Genomic DNA, 16,718 nt, shown 5'->3' with positions numbered 1-16,718 from the left:
CGTGTTCACCGGAGCTGTTCCCCGACATCGGCCGCCGCGACGGTGAGGACCAGCAGCGGCACGACCTTCTCCGGCGCGATCCGGTAGCGGTTGCGGCTCTCCTGCTCGACCACGCGCGCAGCCGACAGAGCCCGGAGATGGTGGTAGAGCCGGCCGGTCGACGTGAGGTCGGTGGCCTCCTGGAGTTCGGTGGCGGTGGCGGGCCCGCGCAGCAGGGTCCGCACGATCGCCAGCCTCGCGGGGTTGCCCAGGGCGTCGAGGACGGCGGCGACGGGAACGGGATCGAGTGCGAGGGATGCGCCCGCGTCGTACTCGATGTTCCAGCGGACGTTGCCGTGCAGGGAGACGGAGCCCCCGTAGGTCACGGACCCCGTGCTTCCTGCCACGTCCGCCACGGGACTGGTACCACCGGGACCGGGACCGTCCCCGGCGCCCGGGCGGGTCGCGTCGCCCTCGAGGATCCGCACACGGCGTTCGAGATCCGCGATCCGGACCTCGTACTCGTCGTTCACGTCGCCGTCGCTCACATCGCGCAGCGTATCCGCTCGAGAAAATCGGGATCGTTCGCTGCCGCGGCGAGCATCTCCTGGTGGGCGAACGATTCGAGGGCTCCCGCGTAGTCGCTGTCCGACATGCCGGACGCGAGCATCACCGTGGTCGCGATCGTGCCGTCGTCGCGGCGGAAGGTGACCGCGTCGGTGAGGATGCCGGGCAGGCTACCGCCCTTGAATCCGACTCCCTCGAATCCCGGAACCGTGGACGGTTGCCATTCGAGGTGGGTACGCGCGAGGTCGCCGCCGGCACCGAACGAACCGTTGGCGATCGCGCGATGCAGGGCGGTGAGCTCGGCGGCCGATCCGGTGTTGTCGAAACGCTGGACGCGGTCGACCCGGGCGAACAGATCCTCCGGCACCGGGTGCTGCACCGCTTCGACGCGGTAGGCGGGGTCGGAGGCGTAGCGGCGCGCGGCGTCCCACACCGCCGACGAGTCGTCGAGCGTCGGGTCGAGCAGCGCGAGCGTGTTGCCGAGCATCGTCGGCGGCGTGAAGTCGTCCCAGCCGCCCTGGGCGGCGGCCTCGCGCAGGGCGTCGTCGCCGAGTCGGTCGCGCAGGTAGTCGGGGACCGCGTTGTCGCTCTCCTGGATCATCGCCGACACCATCTCGTCGAGAGTGACGGTGTCCTCCGGGTCGTTCACACCGAGCCGTTCGAGAGCCCGGGGGTGTGCGCCGCCGTCGGTGTCCGGGAGATGCCAGCGTTCCCAGTCGGCGAGCGGTACGCGCTCGTCGGGGGAGAGTTCACCGGCTGCGACGGCGCGGGCATAGGCGGCGAGATGCACGACCTTCACAGCCGACGCGAGCGGTTGCCGCTCGTCGGGTCGTTGTTCGAAGGTCCCGCCGTTGCCGTCGTCGACCGCGATGGCGACCGTGTCGGAGTTCTCGGCGAGGTAGCCGATCCAGCCTTGGGCGGTGCTCACGTCGGCGGCGGGGGTGGGCATGCATTCACCGGTCGGCGCGGAGTCCCCGGCGCCGGAAGGTGTGGCGACGTCGGCATCCGGTGGGTCGGTCTGTCCGCATCCGGTGAGTGCGATCACGACGCTCGTCGCGGCGAGGGTGGTTCCGATCCTGTTCGGCATGGCGATATCCGTCCGTGTCGGGGTGGTTAGTTCGGAATTTCGAACTTTCGAAATAACGATAGATCGGTCGGGTGGGCGTGTCGAGAGCTCACGGCGACTCCGACGGTCGTGGGCGGTCGTATCGTCGGGCTCATGGGAGGTGACGGGAGCGTGCGGGAGGCGCCGCTGCGCGTGCTCGTGGACGAACTCGTCACACACGTCCTCGTCGGGCTTCCCGCGGATCGGCGCACGGTCGTCGGTCTGTGCGGGCCGCCGGGTGCCGGGAAGAGTCGCGCCGCGGCGCTGCTCGTCTACGCCCTCCGGTGCGCGGGGGTCTCCACCGGGCAGGTGCCGATGGACGGCTACCACCTGTCCAACCGGCAGCTCGACACCTTCGGCGCGCGGGACCGGAAGGGGGCGCCCGACACCTTCGACGTGGCCGGCTTCCGCGACATGCTGAGCCGGGTGCGGCAGTGCCGCGACGAGACGATCTACGCCCCGGATTTCTCCCGGCCGCTCGACGAACCGATCGCGGCGGTGCACGCCGTGCCGGCCGACGCCCGGGTGATCGTCACCGAGGGCAACTACCTGATGTTCGAGACCGGGGGATGGGAACACATCCGCCCGCTGCTCGACCTCGTCATCTACATCGACGCACCCCGCCGCACGCTCACGCGACGTCTCGTGCGCCGGCACCGCCACCACGGACGGGACGACGACGGAGCACGCGAATGGGTGCGGACCGTCGATCTGCCCAATGCGGAAGCCGTTCAGCGCACGCGCTCCCGCGCCGATCTCGTGTGGAGACCGGTCCCGTAGTCTGTCCTGCGTGCGCGTACTCGTTATCGGCTCCGGTGCCCGTGAACATGCTCTTGCTCTCGCCCTGTCCCGCGACCCCGGCGTGACCGCCGTGCTGGCCGCGCCGGGCAACCCCGGTATCGCGAACGTCGCCGAGCTGTTCCCCGTCGATGCGGCCTCCGCCGACAGCGTCGTCGCCCTCGCCACCGAGCAGAAGGCCGACCTCGTCGTCATCGGTCCCGAGGTTCCGCTCGTCCTCGGGGTCGCCGATGCCGTCCGCGCCGCGGGCATCCCCTGCTTCGGACCGTCCGCCGCCGCCGCACGCATCGAGGGATCGAAGGCGTTCGCGAAGGACGTCATGGCCGCCGCCGGTGTGCGCACCGCCCACAGCGAGGTCGTCGACACTCCCGCGACCCTCGACGAGGCGCTCGACCGGTTCGGACCGGCCTGGGTGGTCAAGGACGACGGTCTCGCTGCCGGTAAGGGCGTCGTCGTCACCACCGATCGCGCCGCCGCCCGCGACCACGCCGCCGAGATCCTCGAGAACGGGCACCCCGTCCTGCTGGAGTCCTTCCTCGACGGCCCCGAGGTCTCGCTGTTCTGCCTCGTCGACGGCGAGACGGTCGTGCCGCTGCTCCCGGCGCAGGACCACAAGCGCGTCGGCGAGGGCGACACCGGCCCCAACACCGGTGGTATGGGTGCCTACACGCCGCTGCCGTGGTTGCCCGAGGGCAGCGTCGAGCGGATCGTCTCCGAGGTCGTCGAGCCCGTCGCGGCCGAGATGGTGCGCCGCGGATGCGGTTTCTCCGGACTGCTCTACGCGGGTCTGGCGATGGGCGCCGAGGGCCCGGCCGTGGTCGAGTTCAACTGCCGTTTCGGCGACCCGGAGACCCAGGCCGTGCTCGCTCTGCTCGAGTCCCCGCTGGGCGAGGCCCTGAACGCGGTCGCCACCGGCATGCTCGCCGAGCTCCCGCCGCTGCGCTGGAAGGACGGCGCCGCGGTGACCGTGGTGCTCGCTGCCGAGTACTACCCGTCCACCCCGCGCACCGGCGATGTGATCACCGGCGCCGAGGGCGACACGGTGCTGCATGCCGGCACGAAGCGTCGCGAGGACGGTGCGCTGGTCTCCGCAGGTGGGCGCGTGCTCAACGTGATCGGTGTGGGTGCCGATCTCGCGTCCGCGCGCGAGGCCGCTTATGATCGGCTCGCCGACGTCAAGCTGCCGGGCGGTCACTTCCGCCGCGACATCGGTCTGGCGGCCGTCGAGGGCCGGATCTCGGTCTAGCCTTTCACCCTCGTCCTTCACCTTGCACCTACCGGGTGTATGTTGCACACTCGGTGCATCTTTGATGCCGCCAGGGGTGACTGCATGGTTTCTCGAAGACGAACGCCGACGCCGGACCCGACACCGCTACGGCACCACCACGTCGTCGTCCACGGGTTGCCGGACGACGTCCTCGTCGAGCGCGACGTACCCATCCGCACGGGCGACGGCACCGTACTGAGAGCCGACGTCTACCGCCCTGCCGACTCCGGTGAACACGACCGCTGCCCCGTGCTGGTCGCCGTCACCCCCTACGGCAAGGACGCCGGCGTCGACCGGTATCCCGTCGACTTCGACGACCTCGCCGAATCCGGCAACCACATCGGCGATCTCGAGATCAGCGCCTGCACCTCCTTCGAAGCGCCCGACCCCGCCTACTGGGTTCCTCGCGGCTACGTCCTGGTCGTCGCGGACATGCGCGGCCATCATGCGAGCGGCGGCCGTCCCCGCCTGCTGCTCGGCCGGGCCGCGCTCGACTGCGCGTCCGTCGTGGAATGGGCCGGCGGTCAGGAGTGGAGCAACGGCCGGGTCGGCCTCGCCGGCGCCGACTATCTCGCCACGCTGCAGTGGTACACCGCCGCGCTCAACCCGCCCTGTCTCGCGGCCATCGCACCCTGGGAGGGCGTGAGCGATCCCTGCCGCGACATCCTCACCCAGGGCGGCATCCCCGAGACCCGCTACAGCGAGTTCTGGTACAGCGCGATGAACACCGGGGCCCGCTGCGGCGCCGCCTCCCTCCGGCGGTTCACCCCCTGGTTGCTGCGGCGGTTCCCCGACTTCTTCCGTCACGTCGCCCCGCCGCCCCGGCTCGAGGACGTCACCGTGCCCGCGCTCGTCGGCGTCTCGTGGTCCGATCAGGGCCCGCGTGCCCGTGGTTCGGTCGAGGGCTACCGCCGCATCGCGTCGGAGCACAAGTGGCTCTATACCCACGGCCGGAAGATGTGGCAGACCTTCTACGGCAACGAGGCCCTCGACTACCAGCGACGATTCTTCGACCGGTTCCTCAAGGAGGAGGACAACGGCTTCGAGGACACCCCGCGCATCCGTCTCGAGACCCGCCACGACCTGCGCACCTATTCCGAACGCCTCGAATCCGAGTGGCCGGTCCCCGACACCCGTTACGTCGCACTCCACCTCGACCACGCGAACGCCGACCTGAGCACCACCCCGTGCGAGAGCCGCCAGTTCCGCCGCACCTTCCCCGTCGCGGGCGACGAACTCGTCTTCACCCACACCTTCGACGAGGACACCGAGATCACCGGGCACGCGGCGCTGCGTCTGTGGGTGCAGGCGAAGGACGCCAACGACATGGACCTGTTCGTCGGGCTCGCCAAGCGCGACGAGCACGGCCGCGACGTGTGGTTCGAAGGCCACGGCGGATACGAGAAGGGATTCGTCGCCCACGGATGGATGCGGGTCTCGCGGCGGGCACTGGACCCGGAGGCCTCCACCGCCTACCGGCCCGTCCACGACCAGACGAAGTACTGGCCGTTGCTGCCCGACCAGATCGTGCCGGTCGACATCGAGATCATGCCGCACAGCACCTTCTTCGAGGCCGGATCGAGCCTCGTGCTCGTCATCGCCGGCCACGACCTCGACGAGAACCCACGCGTCGGGCACGACCGCACGATCAACAAGGGCTTCCACATCGTGCACGCCGGCGGACAGTTCGACTCGCATCTGCTGTTGCCGGTCGTGCCGCAACCGGCGCCGGAACCCGACGAGGCGGCCACCGATGTGGAGGCCACGCCGGTGAAGGTCGTCGATCGTCAGGACTATCCGATCGCGTGGGGTGCCCTCACCCGACTTCAGCGCGTCCGGCTCTGACGAACGACGCGGGCGTACTACCGTCGTCGACGTGCGCCCCGAATCCCAACGCTCCGGTATCGAGACGTTCCATGTCATGGATGTGTGGAAGGCGGCCGCCGAGCGGCAGCGCAGCCACGGCGACGTCCTGAGTCTCGCCGCCGGACAACCGTCGACCCCCGCACCCGCTCCCGTGCTCCGGGCCGCCAACCTGGCGATCGATGCGGAACTGCTGGGTTACACGGAGACCTTCGGCATCCTGCCGCTGCGCGAGGAGATCGCGGCGTACCACCGCCACAAGTACGGCATCGACGTCGACGCGGACGACGTCGTCGTCACCACCGGCTCGTCCGGCGCCTTCACCCTGGTGTTCCTCGCGGCCCTCGACGTCGGCGACACCGTGGTCGTCGCCCGCCCCGGCTACCCGGCCTACCGCAACACCCTCGCCGCGCTCGGTTGCCGCGTCGTCGAACTCGACTGCGGCCCGCAGACCCGCTACCAGCCCACCGTCGCGATGCTCGAGGAACTCGACGCTCCGCCGGCGGGAATCGTCGTCGCCAGCCCCGCCAACCCGACCGGCACGATGATCGAACCGTCCGAGCTCGCGGCGCTCGCGCGCTGGTGCGACGAGCACGGCAGCCTGCTCATCTCCGACGAGATCTACCACGGCATCGAGTTCGGCACCGCCCGGTCCGAGACCGGTGAGGGCACCGGATCACCGGCGACCTCGACGGCGTGGGCGACCTCGCGCGACTCGGTGGTGATCGGCTCGGTGTCGAAGTACTTCTCGATGACCGGCTGGCGGCTCGGCTGGATGCTCGCGCCCGAGACGATGCGTCCGGCTCTGCAGCGACTCGCGTCGAACATGACGGTGTGCCCGCCGTCGATCTCGCAGTTCGCGGCGATCGAGGCGTTCGGGACCGAGGCCCGCACCGAACTCGACGGGCACGTCTCCCGCTACGCCGTGAACCGGGAACTGTTGCTCGAAGGGCTGCCGGATCTCGGCATCACGAAACTCGCACCGGCAGACGGCGCCTTCTACGTCTACGCCGACATCGGCCATCTGCTCGACGGCGAGAACTCGACGGCGTGGTGCGCGCGGCTGCTCCACGACACCGGGCTCGCGCTCGCACCGGGCGTCGACTTCGACACCGTGCGCGGCGACGAGACCGTGCGGCTGTCGTTCGCGGGTTCGACCGCCGACGTCACCGCGGCGCTCGACCGGCTCGCGGCCTGGCTGCCCGTCTCCTGATCGCCGGCCCGGACCGCCGCGGACGGGTCACCGCCCGTCGGCGATGATCCGCGCGATGTTCCGTTCGGCCAGCGCCGCGATGGTCAGCGACGGGTTCGCGGTGCCGGTGCTGCCCGGGATCAGCGCGCCGTCGACGACGTAGAGACCGGGATGGCCGTGCACGCGGCCGTAACCGTCGGTCGCCTCGCCGAGCACCGCACCACCGAGCGGATGCGCAGTGAAGGTCGCGTTGACGTCCTCGGCCATCGGCGATGCGCCCGGGATCGTGCCACCGGCCTGCGCCATCGCGTTGTGCACGGCCCGCAGGGCGTCGACGCTCTCGCGTTCGCCACCGGCCGGCCAGTTCAAAACCGCCCGATCGGCACCCGGGTCGTACGCGAAGTCGGCGCGGGTGGGGTCGAGGGTCATGCCGAGGGAGGCGAGCATCCCTACGTCCTTCGCGGTGCCCGCGACGAACCAGTTCTCGAGACTCAGCGGCAGACCGGACTCGTCGACGATCCGCGACGCCGACGGCGCGCCCTGGTCGCCGCCGAAACCCTCGGTGAGCGCGAACGAGCGGACGAGCACCGCGTCGCCGTTGGTGCCCCAGCCCCGGCCGACACGCTCGTCGAGGTTCGGCAGCGAACCGGTGTGCCGCGCCTTGACGAGCAGTTCGGTGGTGCCGATCGATCCGGCGCCGAGGACGAGGCGGTCGCACGTGATCGTGGTGGTGCGCAGCACCGCGCCCGTCGGGTCGACGGCCTGCACGTCGAGCCGGTAACGGCCGTTGCCGTCCTGACCGACCGCGAGCACCCGGTGACCGTGGCACACCAGGGTGCGCCCGGTCGCCTCTGCCGCCGGGATGTAGTTCTGCGTGAGATCGAACTTCGCGCCGTTCGAATTGCCGAGGTTGCTCTCGCCCGCGATGGCCGACCGGCGGACCGAGCCGGCGAGTTCGGCACGCACGACATCCCAGTCCCAGATGCCGTCGATGCGGTGCGGGCTGTAACCGGCGGCGCGGGCGTCGTCGTCCCACCGCCGCGAGTGTGTGAACTCGGCGGCGTTGTAGATGTCGTCGGGCATCGGGTCGAGGCGCAGCATCGAGCGCACCTTCGGGTACCAGGTGGACGTCATCTCGTCGTAGGACAGACGGCCGCCGAAGGCGTGCTCGAAGAAGTGCCGTTCGGGAGCGATCATCACCCCGGTGAAGACGATCGATCCGCCACCCACCGCGGCGCCGCGCCACACCGACATGTTCGGGTAGTCGACCACGTCGAGGACGCCGGCGAAGTCGTCGCACACCACCGGGATGCCCGTCGGACCGGTGAAATGGGTGCGGTGGTGGTAGCCGCGGCCGTCGGCGAGCAGATCGGTCGTGAAGATCTCGCGATGCGGGTCGCGGGGCCAGCGCATGCCCCGCTCGAGCATCGTGACCCGGTTCCCGGCCTCGGCCAGGCGCAACGCGGCGACGCTCGCTCCGAAACCGGAGCCCACCACGACGACCTCGGAGTGCTCCGGCGGGGCGGGCGGCGGAACGAACAGCTCGGGCACGAGACGCCGGTACTCGTCGACCCCGACGGGCAGTGCATTCGCGCGGGGGAGACCGATGCCGCTCAGGCCGGAACTTGCGGCGCCGGTGCCCGCCAGCGCGGCCCCGAGAAGCGATGCCTGCAGAAAGCGTCGACGTCTCATCCGGTCCGGCTCCGATCGTTCGATGACCTACTCGCGGGGAAACGCCCGCCGAGACTCGACACGCGCGGGCGGGCGCAATGGTACCGGTTGGTCTCCACTTCCGTTTTCCCCTGGTGAGACGCTCGGGACTGTCACCATGAGAAGGTGTCGATTGCTGCGACCCCGAAGGGCGAACGGCGCCGTCAGGCGCTGGTCGAGGCAGCGGCCGACCTCATCCTCGAAGGGGGGATCGACGCCGTCCGCCACCGGGCCGTCGCCACTCGCGCGGGCCTGCCGCTCGCATCGACCACCTACTACTTCGAGTCGCTCGACGACCTCGTCGCATGCGCGGTCGACTACAACAGCGAGCGGGAACTCGATGCGATGCGCGAGCGCGTCCGCGACATCGAGCCGCTCCCGCGCAGTCTCGAGGGCACGGCCGATCTCATCGTCGAACTGCTGATCGGACCGCGGGACTGCGACGGCGGCATCGACCGCGAACGCCTGATCTCCCGGTACGAGCGGTGCGTCGCGACGGCGCGTTATCCGGAACTGCGCGACGTGCAGGTACGCATGCGCGAACAGATCGACCACCTGCTCACCGACCTGCTCGAACGCTGCTGCCGCTCCGTACGGCCCCGTGAGGTGCGCCGGCTCGTCGCGGTCGTGGACGGCGCGGTCCTCGGCGGACTGGGCGAGCTCGATCCCGACCCACGCTCGCTCGCGCGCGGCATCCTGCTCGACGTCGTGGAGACCGTCGCGCCCCCGGTCGAGGATTGAGGTCGGGGAATACGGGAGCAGACCCGGACCGTAAACTCACTTGTGTGAGCCACATCCCCAACGTCCTCGCCACCCGCTACGCCAGCCCCGAACTCCGGGACCTGTGGTCGCCCGAGTACAAGATCGTGCTCGAGCGGCAGCTGTGGCTCGCGGTGCTGCGGGCGCAGGCCGAACTCGGGATCGACGTTCCCGCCGAGGCGATCGCCGACTACGAACGCGTGATCGAGCAGGTCGACCTCGAGTCCATCGCCCAGCGCGAACGCGTCACCCGCCACGACGTCAAGGCCCGCATCGAGGAGTTCAACGCCCTCGCCGGTCACGAGCACGTCCACAAGGGCATGACCAGCCGCGACCTCACCGAGAACGTCGAGCAGCTGCAGATCCTGCGGTCGCTCGAGCACGTCCACTCCCACGGTGTCGCCGTGGCCGCACGCCTCGCCGAGCGCGCCACCGAGTACGCCTCGCTCGTCATGGCCGGCCGCTCGCACAACGTCGCGGCGCAGGCCACCACCCTCGGCAAGCGTTTCGCGTCGGCCGCCGACGAACTGCTCATCGCACTGCAGCGCGTCCGGGAACTGATCGCCCGCTACCCCCTGCGCGGGATCAAGGGCCCGATGGGCACCGCACAGGACATGCTCGACCTGCTCGGCGGTGATTCCGCCAAGCTCGCGCAGCTCGAGCAGAAGGTCGCGCAGCATCTCGGCTTCGCCAACGTCTTCACGAGCGTCGGCCAGGTCTACCCGCGTTCGCTCGACCACGACGTGCTCTCCGCGCTCGTGCAGGTCGGCGCCGGTCCCGCGTCGTTCGCCCACACCATCCGGCTCATGGCCGGCCACGAACTCGTCACCGAGGGCTTCCAGCCCGGCCAGGTGGGGTCGTCGGCGATGCCGCACAAGATGAACACCCGCTCGTGCGAGCGCGTCGACGGCCTGCAGGTCGTCCTGCGCGGGTACGCGTCGATGGCCGCCGAACTCGCCGGCGCGCAGTGGAACGAGGGCGACGTCTTCTGCTCGGTCGTCCGGCGTGTGGCCCTGCCCGATGCCTTCTTCGCGATCGACGGCCAGATGGAGACCTTCCTGACGGTCCTCGCCGAGTTCGGTGCCTACCCGGCGGTGATCGAGAAGGAACTCGTGCGGTACCTGCCGTTCCTCGCGACCACCAAGGTCCTCATGGCCGCGGTCCGGGCCGGGGTGGGTCGCGAGACCGCACACGAGGTCATCAAGGAGCACGCGGTCTCCGTCGCACTCGCGATGCGCGAGGAGGGTCGCGAACCCGATCTGCTCGACCGTCTCGCCGCCGACGACCGGCTCCCGCTCGACCGCGCCACGCTCGACGCGGCACTGGCCGACCGGGAGGTCTTCGCCGGAGCTGCGGTCGCGCAGGTCGAAGCGGTCGTCGCGGCGGTGCAGGACCTCGTAACGCAGTATCCGGAAGCAGCGAAGTACACGCCGGCGCCGATTCTGTAGGAAGCCGATTCGACAGGAATCACGGGAACCGACTGCCGGGGGGAGTGTCCGATGGGGGTGGCGGTATCAGCAGGGGAGAACGAAGTGTCGGTGAAACCGGGAAATACGGGTCGGGTGCGTGACGCAGCGCGAACACGCACCGCGCTGCTCGATGCAGCGCGCGAGGTGTTCCTGCGCGACGGATACGCGGCGGCGGCCACGGAGGAGATCGTCTCGGTCGCGGGGGTGACGCGCGGTGCGCTCTACCACCACTTCGCCGACAAGCGGGATCTGTTCCGCGGCGTCATCGAACGCCTCCAGAAGGAAGCGGAGAGCTCCCTGGTCCCGGCCGAACCGGTCGAGGACGCCTGGGAGGGCTTCACCCAGGCCGTGCTCGCCTCGCTCGACGCCGTCTACGATCCCGCGACCCGCCGGCTGCTGCTCATCGAAGCTCCCGCGGTCCTCGGCTGGGCCGAGGTCCGCGAGACCCACCGGCACTCCTCGCTGAAGGCCATCGAGCGCATGCTCGTCACCCTCGATCCCGACACCTACGAGGCGTCGCCCACGCGGACGTCGGTGCTCGCGCACCTGCTCGTCGCGGCCGTCGAGGAAGCGATGTTGTGCCTTGCGCACAGCGACGACCCGGTACGCGACCGTCCTGCGGTGCAGGGCGAACTGCTGCGCCTGCTCGAAACCGCGCGCGGACCCGCACGTGCGGAGGAGTCCACGCCACGGTGACGGACTGCATCTTCTGCGCCATCGTGGCCGGGCAGTCGCCGGCCAGCGTCGTGCTCGACGAACCCGACGTGCTCGCGTTCATGGACATCCGCCCGTTCACTCCGGGGCACCTGCTCGTGATTCCGAAGCGGCACGCCTCCGGACTGGCACAGCTCGATCCCGACGACGGAGCGAAGGTGTTCGCCGCGGGGCAACGGATCGCCACGGCGATGCGCGGGTCCGACCTCCCGATCGAAGGCGTGAACATGTTCCTCGCCGACGGCGTGGCCGCCGGCCAGGAGGTCTTCCACGTACACCTGCACCTCGTTCCGCGTAGGGCCGGGGACGGCTTCGGGATCCGCGCCGACTGGCGGACACCGAACCGGACCGTGCTCGACGGCACGGCCGCCACCATCCGCACCGCCGTGGAGACACACCGGTCGTGATGCAGTGACAGGTGCATACGTTCAGCCGATCGCGCCGGTCGGCGGGTCGCTCGCGTGGTCGGCACTGGTGGCGGTACTCCCGCTGCTGACCATGCTCGTCCTGCTCGCCGTCTTCCGGCTGCGGTCGCATTCGGCCGCAGGAATCGCGGTGGTCGTGGCCCTGATCGTGGGCACCGCGGTCTACGGCATGCCGGTCGGATCCGCGCTCAGCGCCGGTGTCGAAGGCGCGGTCTTCGGTCTCTTCCCGATCATGTGGACGGTGGTCAACGCCGTCTGGGTGTACCGGCTCACCGTCGAATCCGGGCACTTCGACGTCCTCACCCGCGCCTTCGGGCGAATATCCCCGGATCCGCGGATCCTCACCATCGTCATCGCCTTCCTGTTCGGCGCGCTGCTCGAGGCGGTCGCCGGTTTCGGCACCCCCATCGTCGTCGCGACCGTCGTGCTCATCGGTGCCGGTCTGCCGCCGGTGCGTGCTGCCGCGGCGTCGCTGCTCGCCAACTCGGTCGTCACCCCGCTCGGCGTCATGGGCACACCGATCCTGACGATGTCGCGCGTCTCGGAGATCCCGATCGACGAGATCGGACCGGTCGTCGCGCGTCAGGTCTGCCTGCTCGCGGTGTTCGTCCCGCTCGTGCTGGTCGCGGTGGTCGGCGGATGGCGCGGAGTTCGCGAGACGTGGCCGGTCGCGCTCGTCGTCGGACTCGCCTTCGGCGCCGCCCAGTTCGTGTGCGCGAGCTACCTCACCGTGGGGCTGAGCAACATCGCCGGCGCCGTGGCCGGTCTGCTCGTGCTGCTGGTCGCGGTGAAGGTGCACCCCACGCATCGGGAGGCCCGCCGGGCCGCGGCCGAGCGGATCCACGACTCGCGACGACGCGTCGTCGAGGCGTTCGCCCCCTACGCCCTGATCGTGGTCGTCTTCCTCGTCAGCCGGTTCGGTCCGGTGGCGTCGCTGTTGTCGAACGCGAGCCTGTCGTTCCCCTGGCCGGGTGTGGACGTGACTACGGCCGACGGGGACGTTCCCACCGCGGAGACCTTCACCATCGATCTGCTCACCGCCCCGGGCAGCCTCGTCTTCGTCGCCGCGCTGCTGTCGATACCGGTGCTGAAGGTCGCGGTGGCCGACGCGGTGCGATGCTTCGTCGCGGCGGTCGTGCAGTTGCGATGGTCGTTCGCGACGGTGACGGCGGTGCTCGCCCTCGCGTACGTGATGAACCTGTCCGGGCAGACCGCCACGATCGGCGGTTTCCTCGCCGGTGCGGGCGTGGCGTTCGCGCTGTTGTCGCCGGTGCTCGGCTGGCTCGGCGTCGTGGTCACCGGCTCGAACACCGCCTCCAACGCGATGTTCGGCAGCCTGCAGGTCGCTGCGGCCCAGCAGTCGGGACTCGACCCGACCGTGCTGGTCGCCGGGAACATGGCCGGCGGCACCACCGGCACCCCGATCGCACTGCAGAACCTCGCGCTGGTGTCGTCGGTGAAGGGACTGTCCGGCAAGGACGGACTGCTCATGCGCCGGATCTGGCCGCTGAGCATCGCCGGTCTCGCGGTGCTCGCCGTCCTCGTGTGGCTGCAGTCCACCTCGGTGCTGGGCTGGATGGTGCCTTGACGCTGCAGTTGTGCAGTGACGAACGTCGGCGTGCCGCGAATGCCTGTTTCGTCGGGGTGCACTAGCGTTGTCGGAGTGGTTCGTGCACAACCGATACTGACCCCGCTCACCGAAGCGGCGATCTTCCTCGTCGTCACCGTCGACGAGGGCGCAGAGGACACCGTGCGGGATCTGCTCGAAGATCTCTCGGGCCTGCGCCGCTCGGTCGGTTTCCGCATCCCGGAGGGCGGCCTGTCGGTCGTCACCGGCATCGGCTCGGACATGTGGGACCGGCTGTTCGACGGCGCCCGGCCCGCCGAACTGCATCCGTTCGTCCCGCTCGACGGCGGTCGGCACCAGGCACCCTCGACCCCCGGCGACCTGCTGTTCCACCTCCGCGCGTCGACGATGGACCTGTGCTTCGAACTCGCCGCGAAGATCAACGACCGGCTGCGCGGAGCGGCGCGGGTCGTCGACGAGACCCACGGCTTCCGTTATTTCGAACGCCGCGACCTGCTCGGCTTCGTCGACGGCACGGAGAACCCCGAGGACGACGAGGCCGTCGAAGCGGCCCTGGTCTCCGACGAGGATCCGGACTTCGCCGGGGGTAGCTACGTCGTCGTCCAGAAGTACCTGCACGACCTCGCGTCGTGGAACTCGCTGACGGTGGAGGAGCAGGAACGGGCGATCGGCCGGACCAAGCTCGACGACATCGAACTCGACGACGAGACCAAGCCTGCGAATTCGCACGTCGCGCTGAACGTGATCGTCGACGAGAACGGGGTCGAGCAGCAGATCGTGCGCGCGAACATGCCGTTCGGCAGCTTCGGCGCCGACGAGTTCGGCACCTACTTCATCGGTTACTCGGCCACCCCGGAGGTGACCGAGCAGATGCTGCGCAACATGTTCCTGGGTAGCCCGCCCGGCAACACCGACCGCATCCTGGACTTCTCCACCGCGGTGACGGGGTCGCTGTTCTTCTGCCCCTCGCTGGAGTTCCTCGAAGATCTTCCGCCGTCACCGGCGGAAATTCCCTCCCACGAAGATTCGAGTGCCTCGACCGCCGGCCGCCCGGCCGACGGATCACTCGGAATTGGCGCTCTGCGAAGGAGTTCGACGCTGTGAACAATCTGTATCGCGACCTCGCCCCGATTTCCGAGGCGGCATGGACCGAGATCGAGGAGGAGGCCGCGCGCACCTTCAAGCGGCACGTCGCCGGGCGCACCGTGGTCGACTTCTCCGGACCGCACGGCACCGACTTCGCGGCGGTGGGTCTCGGCCGCACCCGCGAGATCGAGCCCCCGGCCGCCGGAGTGCGGGCGCGCCAGCACCGCGTCGCGCCGGTCGTCGAACTGCGGGTGCCGTTCACCCTGTCGCGTGAGGAGATCGACAGCGTCGAGCGCGGTTCCCGCGACATCGACCTCGACCCCGTCAAGGAAGCGGCCCGCCAGATCGCCTTCGCCGAGGACCGCGCGATCTTCGAGGGTTACGCGGCCGCCGGTATCGAGGGCATCCGGGCGTCGTCGTCGAACCCGTCCCTGCAGCTGCCCGAGGATCCCCGCGACTTCCCGGAGATCATCAGCCAGGCGCTGTCGCAGCTGCGACTGGCGGGTGTGGGCGGCCCGTACTCGATCCTGCTCGGCGCCGACGAGTACACCAAGGTCAGCGAGACGTCCGACCACGGCTACCCGATCCGCGAACAGCTGCGCCGCCTCATCGACGGCGACCTCATCTGGGCCCCGGCGATCGACGGCGCGTTCGTGCTGACCACGCGCGGTGGCGACTACGACCTGCAGGTCGGTCAGGATCTGTCGATCGGCTACCTCTCGCACGACGCCGAGACGGTGAACCTGTACTTCCAGGAGTCGTTCACCTTCCTCGTCTACACCGGTGAGGCCTCGGTTCCGCTGGTGCCGACGACGCTCGAACTCCCGCACTGAGCCGGCCCCGGGGCGTTCGCGTGTGCGGCGCCCCGGGTCACCGACCGTCCGGCCGGATCACGACGGCGCGGACGAAGTTCTCCGCGAAGATCGCGCACGTGCGTTCGAGGTCGGGGAGTGCGATGCCGGTCGCACGGGCGGCGTGCGGACGCAGCAGGACGTGGATCAACAGTGGTCCCATCAGCTGCTGGAGCAGGAGCAGACGCGGCAGATCCCGCAGTCGACCCGCCGCGACCTGCCCCTCGATCCAGTCCAGCACCTCCATCACCGGCGACCGCGGCACGATGTACTCGACCAGTTCGGCGATCGTCGGGTCGTGCGGGTTGGCCAGCACCTCGGCGAGCATCGCCGGCAGCACTCGCGGCTCCCGCGTCCACGCATCGGCGATCCGCAGGTACACCTCGGTCATGACGGCCACCGGATCGTCGCCCAGATCGGTATCGGCGTCGATCGGCAACGTCGGCCGAAAACGTTCGAAGACGGCTTGCAGCAGTCCCGTTCGGCCACCGAACGTCGAATACAGGCTGTAGACCGAGCATCCCGCTTCCGCCGCAACCGATTCCAGTGTCGCGGAAGCCAATCCGAGACGGCTGATCAGATGTGCCCCGGCTTCGACCGCGCGCTCGCGGACGGGCTGCTGACCGCCGGGGTCGATGCCGGCGGCGCGCAGTGCCTCGTCCAGTGCGCTGCGGGTGCCGCCGAGACGTCGCAGCAGGGTGCTGCGGGAGATCCCGGCCCGTTTCGCGATCTCGACGAGCGGCACCTCGGCGACATCCCTGCCGAGTTCGCGGGCGGCCTGCTGGGCGGCGTCGAGCAGGGCGGGAGGTACGTCGTCCGGTGCCGGTGCTCGATTCGTCGCGGTCACGAGGGTCAGTCTAGCCCGACGAGACGTGAAACCATGATTGCTGGATCCTGTAGTCGAGTGTCAGACTGGAGGCGTTGCACCACGACGAAGGGGCTCATCATGTCGAACACACCCGCACCGACTGCCGGCGATGCCGGCAGCCCCGACTCGTCCGTCCATCCCGATGAGGGCCGGTCACCGTGGATCAAGTTGGTCGCGCTCGTCGTCGGCATCACGGCCGTCGTCGCGGTGATGCTCGTCGCGTTCGCTCTCCCCGCCGTCAACGGCGGACCCCACCACATGGAACTCGGGGTGGTCGGACCTCCACCGGCGGTCGACGCGCTCGGCGCGAATCTGGACGCCGACCAGTGGGAGATCGTGCGTTTCGACAGTCCCGACGCCCTGACCGCAGCCATCGAGAACCGCCAGGCGGCAGGCGGACTCGCGCTCGGCCCCGACGGGGTGCAGGTCTACACCGCCTCGGCCGGAGGCGCCGGTGCGGCCGCCGCGATCGGCGCG

Annotated in this window: 15 protein-coding genes and 1 pseudogene; 12 read left to right on the top strand and 4 right to left on the bottom strand. The window is 69.9% G+C overall.

The features are described 5' to 3' along the window. Positions 1–5 precede the first annotated feature (5 nt). Positions 6–527 (bottom strand): ArsR/SmtB family transcription factor, encoded by a 522-nt coding sequence (locus ACLBYD_RS21180; protein WP_447817980.1) that lies wholly within the window; start codon positions 525–527, stop codon positions 6–8. Next, entirely contained in the window at positions 524–1,633 is a 1,110-nt protein-coding gene (locus ACLBYD_RS21175) for a serine hydrolase (RefSeq protein ID WP_447817978.1), read from the bottom strand. Before ACLBYD_RS21175 ends, ACLBYD_RS21180 begins: the two co-directional genes overlap by 4 nt. A gap of 132 nt (positions 1,634–1,765) precedes the next feature. Between ACLBYD_RS21175 and ACLBYD_RS21170 the strand changes: the two genes are divergently transcribed. The 4 genes from ACLBYD_RS21170 to ACLBYD_RS21155 all read left to right on the top strand — a co-directional run bounded on the left by ACLBYD_RS21170 (position 1,766) and on the right by ACLBYD_RS21155 (position 6,792). Then, positions 1,766–2,431 (top strand): nucleoside/nucleotide kinase family protein, encoded by a 666-nt coding sequence (locus ACLBYD_RS21170; RefSeq protein ID WP_060654149.1) that lies wholly within the window; start codon positions 1,766–1,768, stop codon positions 2,429–2,431. A 10-nt stretch (positions 2,432–2,441) separates the two neighbouring features. Then, a complete protein-coding gene (gene purD, locus ACLBYD_RS21165; RefSeq protein WP_447817977.1) occupies positions 2,442–3,695 on the top strand; it encodes a phosphoribosylamine--glycine ligase in 1,254 nt (417 codons plus the stop codon). Positions 3,696–3,779: 84 nt separating this feature from the next. Next, entirely contained in the window at positions 3,780–5,561 is a 1,782-nt protein-coding gene (locus ACLBYD_RS21160; RefSeq protein WP_447817976.1) for a CocE/NonD family hydrolase, read from the top strand. A gap of 31 nt (positions 5,562–5,592) precedes the next feature. Beyond that, positions 5,593–6,792 carry a pyridoxal phosphate-dependent aminotransferase gene (locus ACLBYD_RS21155; RefSeq protein WP_447817975.1) on the top strand — a complete coding sequence of 400 codons (1,200 nt, stop codon included), beginning with the start codon at positions 5,593–5,595 and terminating at the stop codon, positions 6,790–6,792. A gap of 27 nt (positions 6,793–6,819) precedes the next feature. Here ACLBYD_RS21155 and ACLBYD_RS21150 read toward each other — a convergent pair whose 3' ends face one another. Then, entirely contained in the window at positions 6,820–8,463 is a 1,644-nt protein-coding gene (locus ACLBYD_RS21150; RefSeq protein ID WP_447817974.1) for a GMC oxidoreductase, read from the bottom strand. Between the two features lie 144 nt (positions 8,464–8,607). Here ACLBYD_RS21150 and ACLBYD_RS21145 point away from each other — a divergent pair, with 144 nt between their 5' ends. The 7 genes from ACLBYD_RS21145 (at position 8,608) to ACLBYD_RS21115 (ending at position 15,355) form a co-directional block, all read left to right on the top strand. Beyond that, the gene (locus ACLBYD_RS21145) at positions 8,608–9,222 is read left to right on the top strand and encodes a TetR/AcrR family transcriptional regulator (protein ID WP_006551864.1); all 615 of its coding nucleotides are present in this window, start codon (positions 8,608–8,610) and stop codon (positions 9,220–9,222) included. 44 nt (positions 9,223–9,266) lie between these two features. Beyond that, positions 9,267–10,688: an adenylosuccinate lyase gene (purB, locus tag ACLBYD_RS21140; RefSeq protein WP_447817973.1), complete on the top strand. Its 1,422-nt coding sequence runs from the start codon at positions 9,267–9,269 to the stop codon at positions 10,686–10,688. A gap of 114 nt (positions 10,689–10,802) precedes the next feature. Next, positions 10,803–11,405 carry a TetR/AcrR family transcriptional regulator gene (locus ACLBYD_RS21135; protein WP_447817972.1) on the top strand — a complete coding sequence of 201 codons (603 nt, stop codon included), beginning with the start codon at positions 10,803–10,805 and terminating at the stop codon, positions 11,403–11,405. Beyond that, the gene (locus tag ACLBYD_RS21130; RefSeq protein ID WP_447817971.1) at positions 11,402–11,830 is read left to right on the top strand and encodes an HIT family protein; all 429 of its coding nucleotides are present in this window, start codon (positions 11,402–11,404) and stop codon (positions 11,828–11,830) included. Before ACLBYD_RS21135 ends, ACLBYD_RS21130 begins: the two co-directional genes overlap by 4 nt. 4 nt (positions 11,831–11,834) lie before the next feature. Continuing rightward, the gene (locus tag ACLBYD_RS21125; protein ID WP_413768184.1) at positions 11,835–13,436 is read left to right on the top strand and encodes an L-lactate permease; all 1,602 of its coding nucleotides are present in this window, start codon (positions 11,835–11,837) and stop codon (positions 13,434–13,436) included. A gap of 75 nt (positions 13,437–13,511) precedes the next feature. After that, positions 13,512–14,540, top strand: coding sequence for a Dyp-type peroxidase (locus ACLBYD_RS21120; protein WP_447817970.1), 1,029 nt, complete (start codon positions 13,512–13,514; stop codon positions 14,538–14,540). After that, the gene (locus ACLBYD_RS21115; RefSeq protein WP_006551857.1) at positions 14,537–15,355 is read left to right on the top strand and encodes a family 1 encapsulin nanocompartment shell protein; all 819 of its coding nucleotides are present in this window, start codon (positions 14,537–14,539) and stop codon (positions 15,353–15,355) included. The genes ACLBYD_RS21120 and ACLBYD_RS21115 overlap by 4 nt, the downstream gene beginning before the upstream one ends. Positions 15,356–15,392: 37 nt before the next feature. On the opposite strand, the gene ACLBYD_RS21110 is transcribed toward ACLBYD_RS21115, so the two are convergent. Further along, a complete protein-coding gene (locus ACLBYD_RS21110; protein ID WP_447817969.1) occupies positions 15,393–16,220 on the bottom strand; it encodes a TetR/AcrR family transcriptional regulator in 828 nt (275 codons plus the stop codon). Positions 16,221–16,319: 99 nt separating this feature from the next. On the opposite strand from ACLBYD_RS21110, the pseudogene ACLBYD_RS21105 reads away from it, so the two are divergent. Continuing rightward, a pseudogene (locus ACLBYD_RS21105) lies at positions 16,320–16,718 on the top strand (ABC transporter permease); the annotation flags it as partial.

The sequence above is a fragment of the Rhodococcus sp. C26F genome (assembly GCF_053345925.1).
This window is presented reverse-complemented; position numbering and strand designations above follow the sequence as displayed.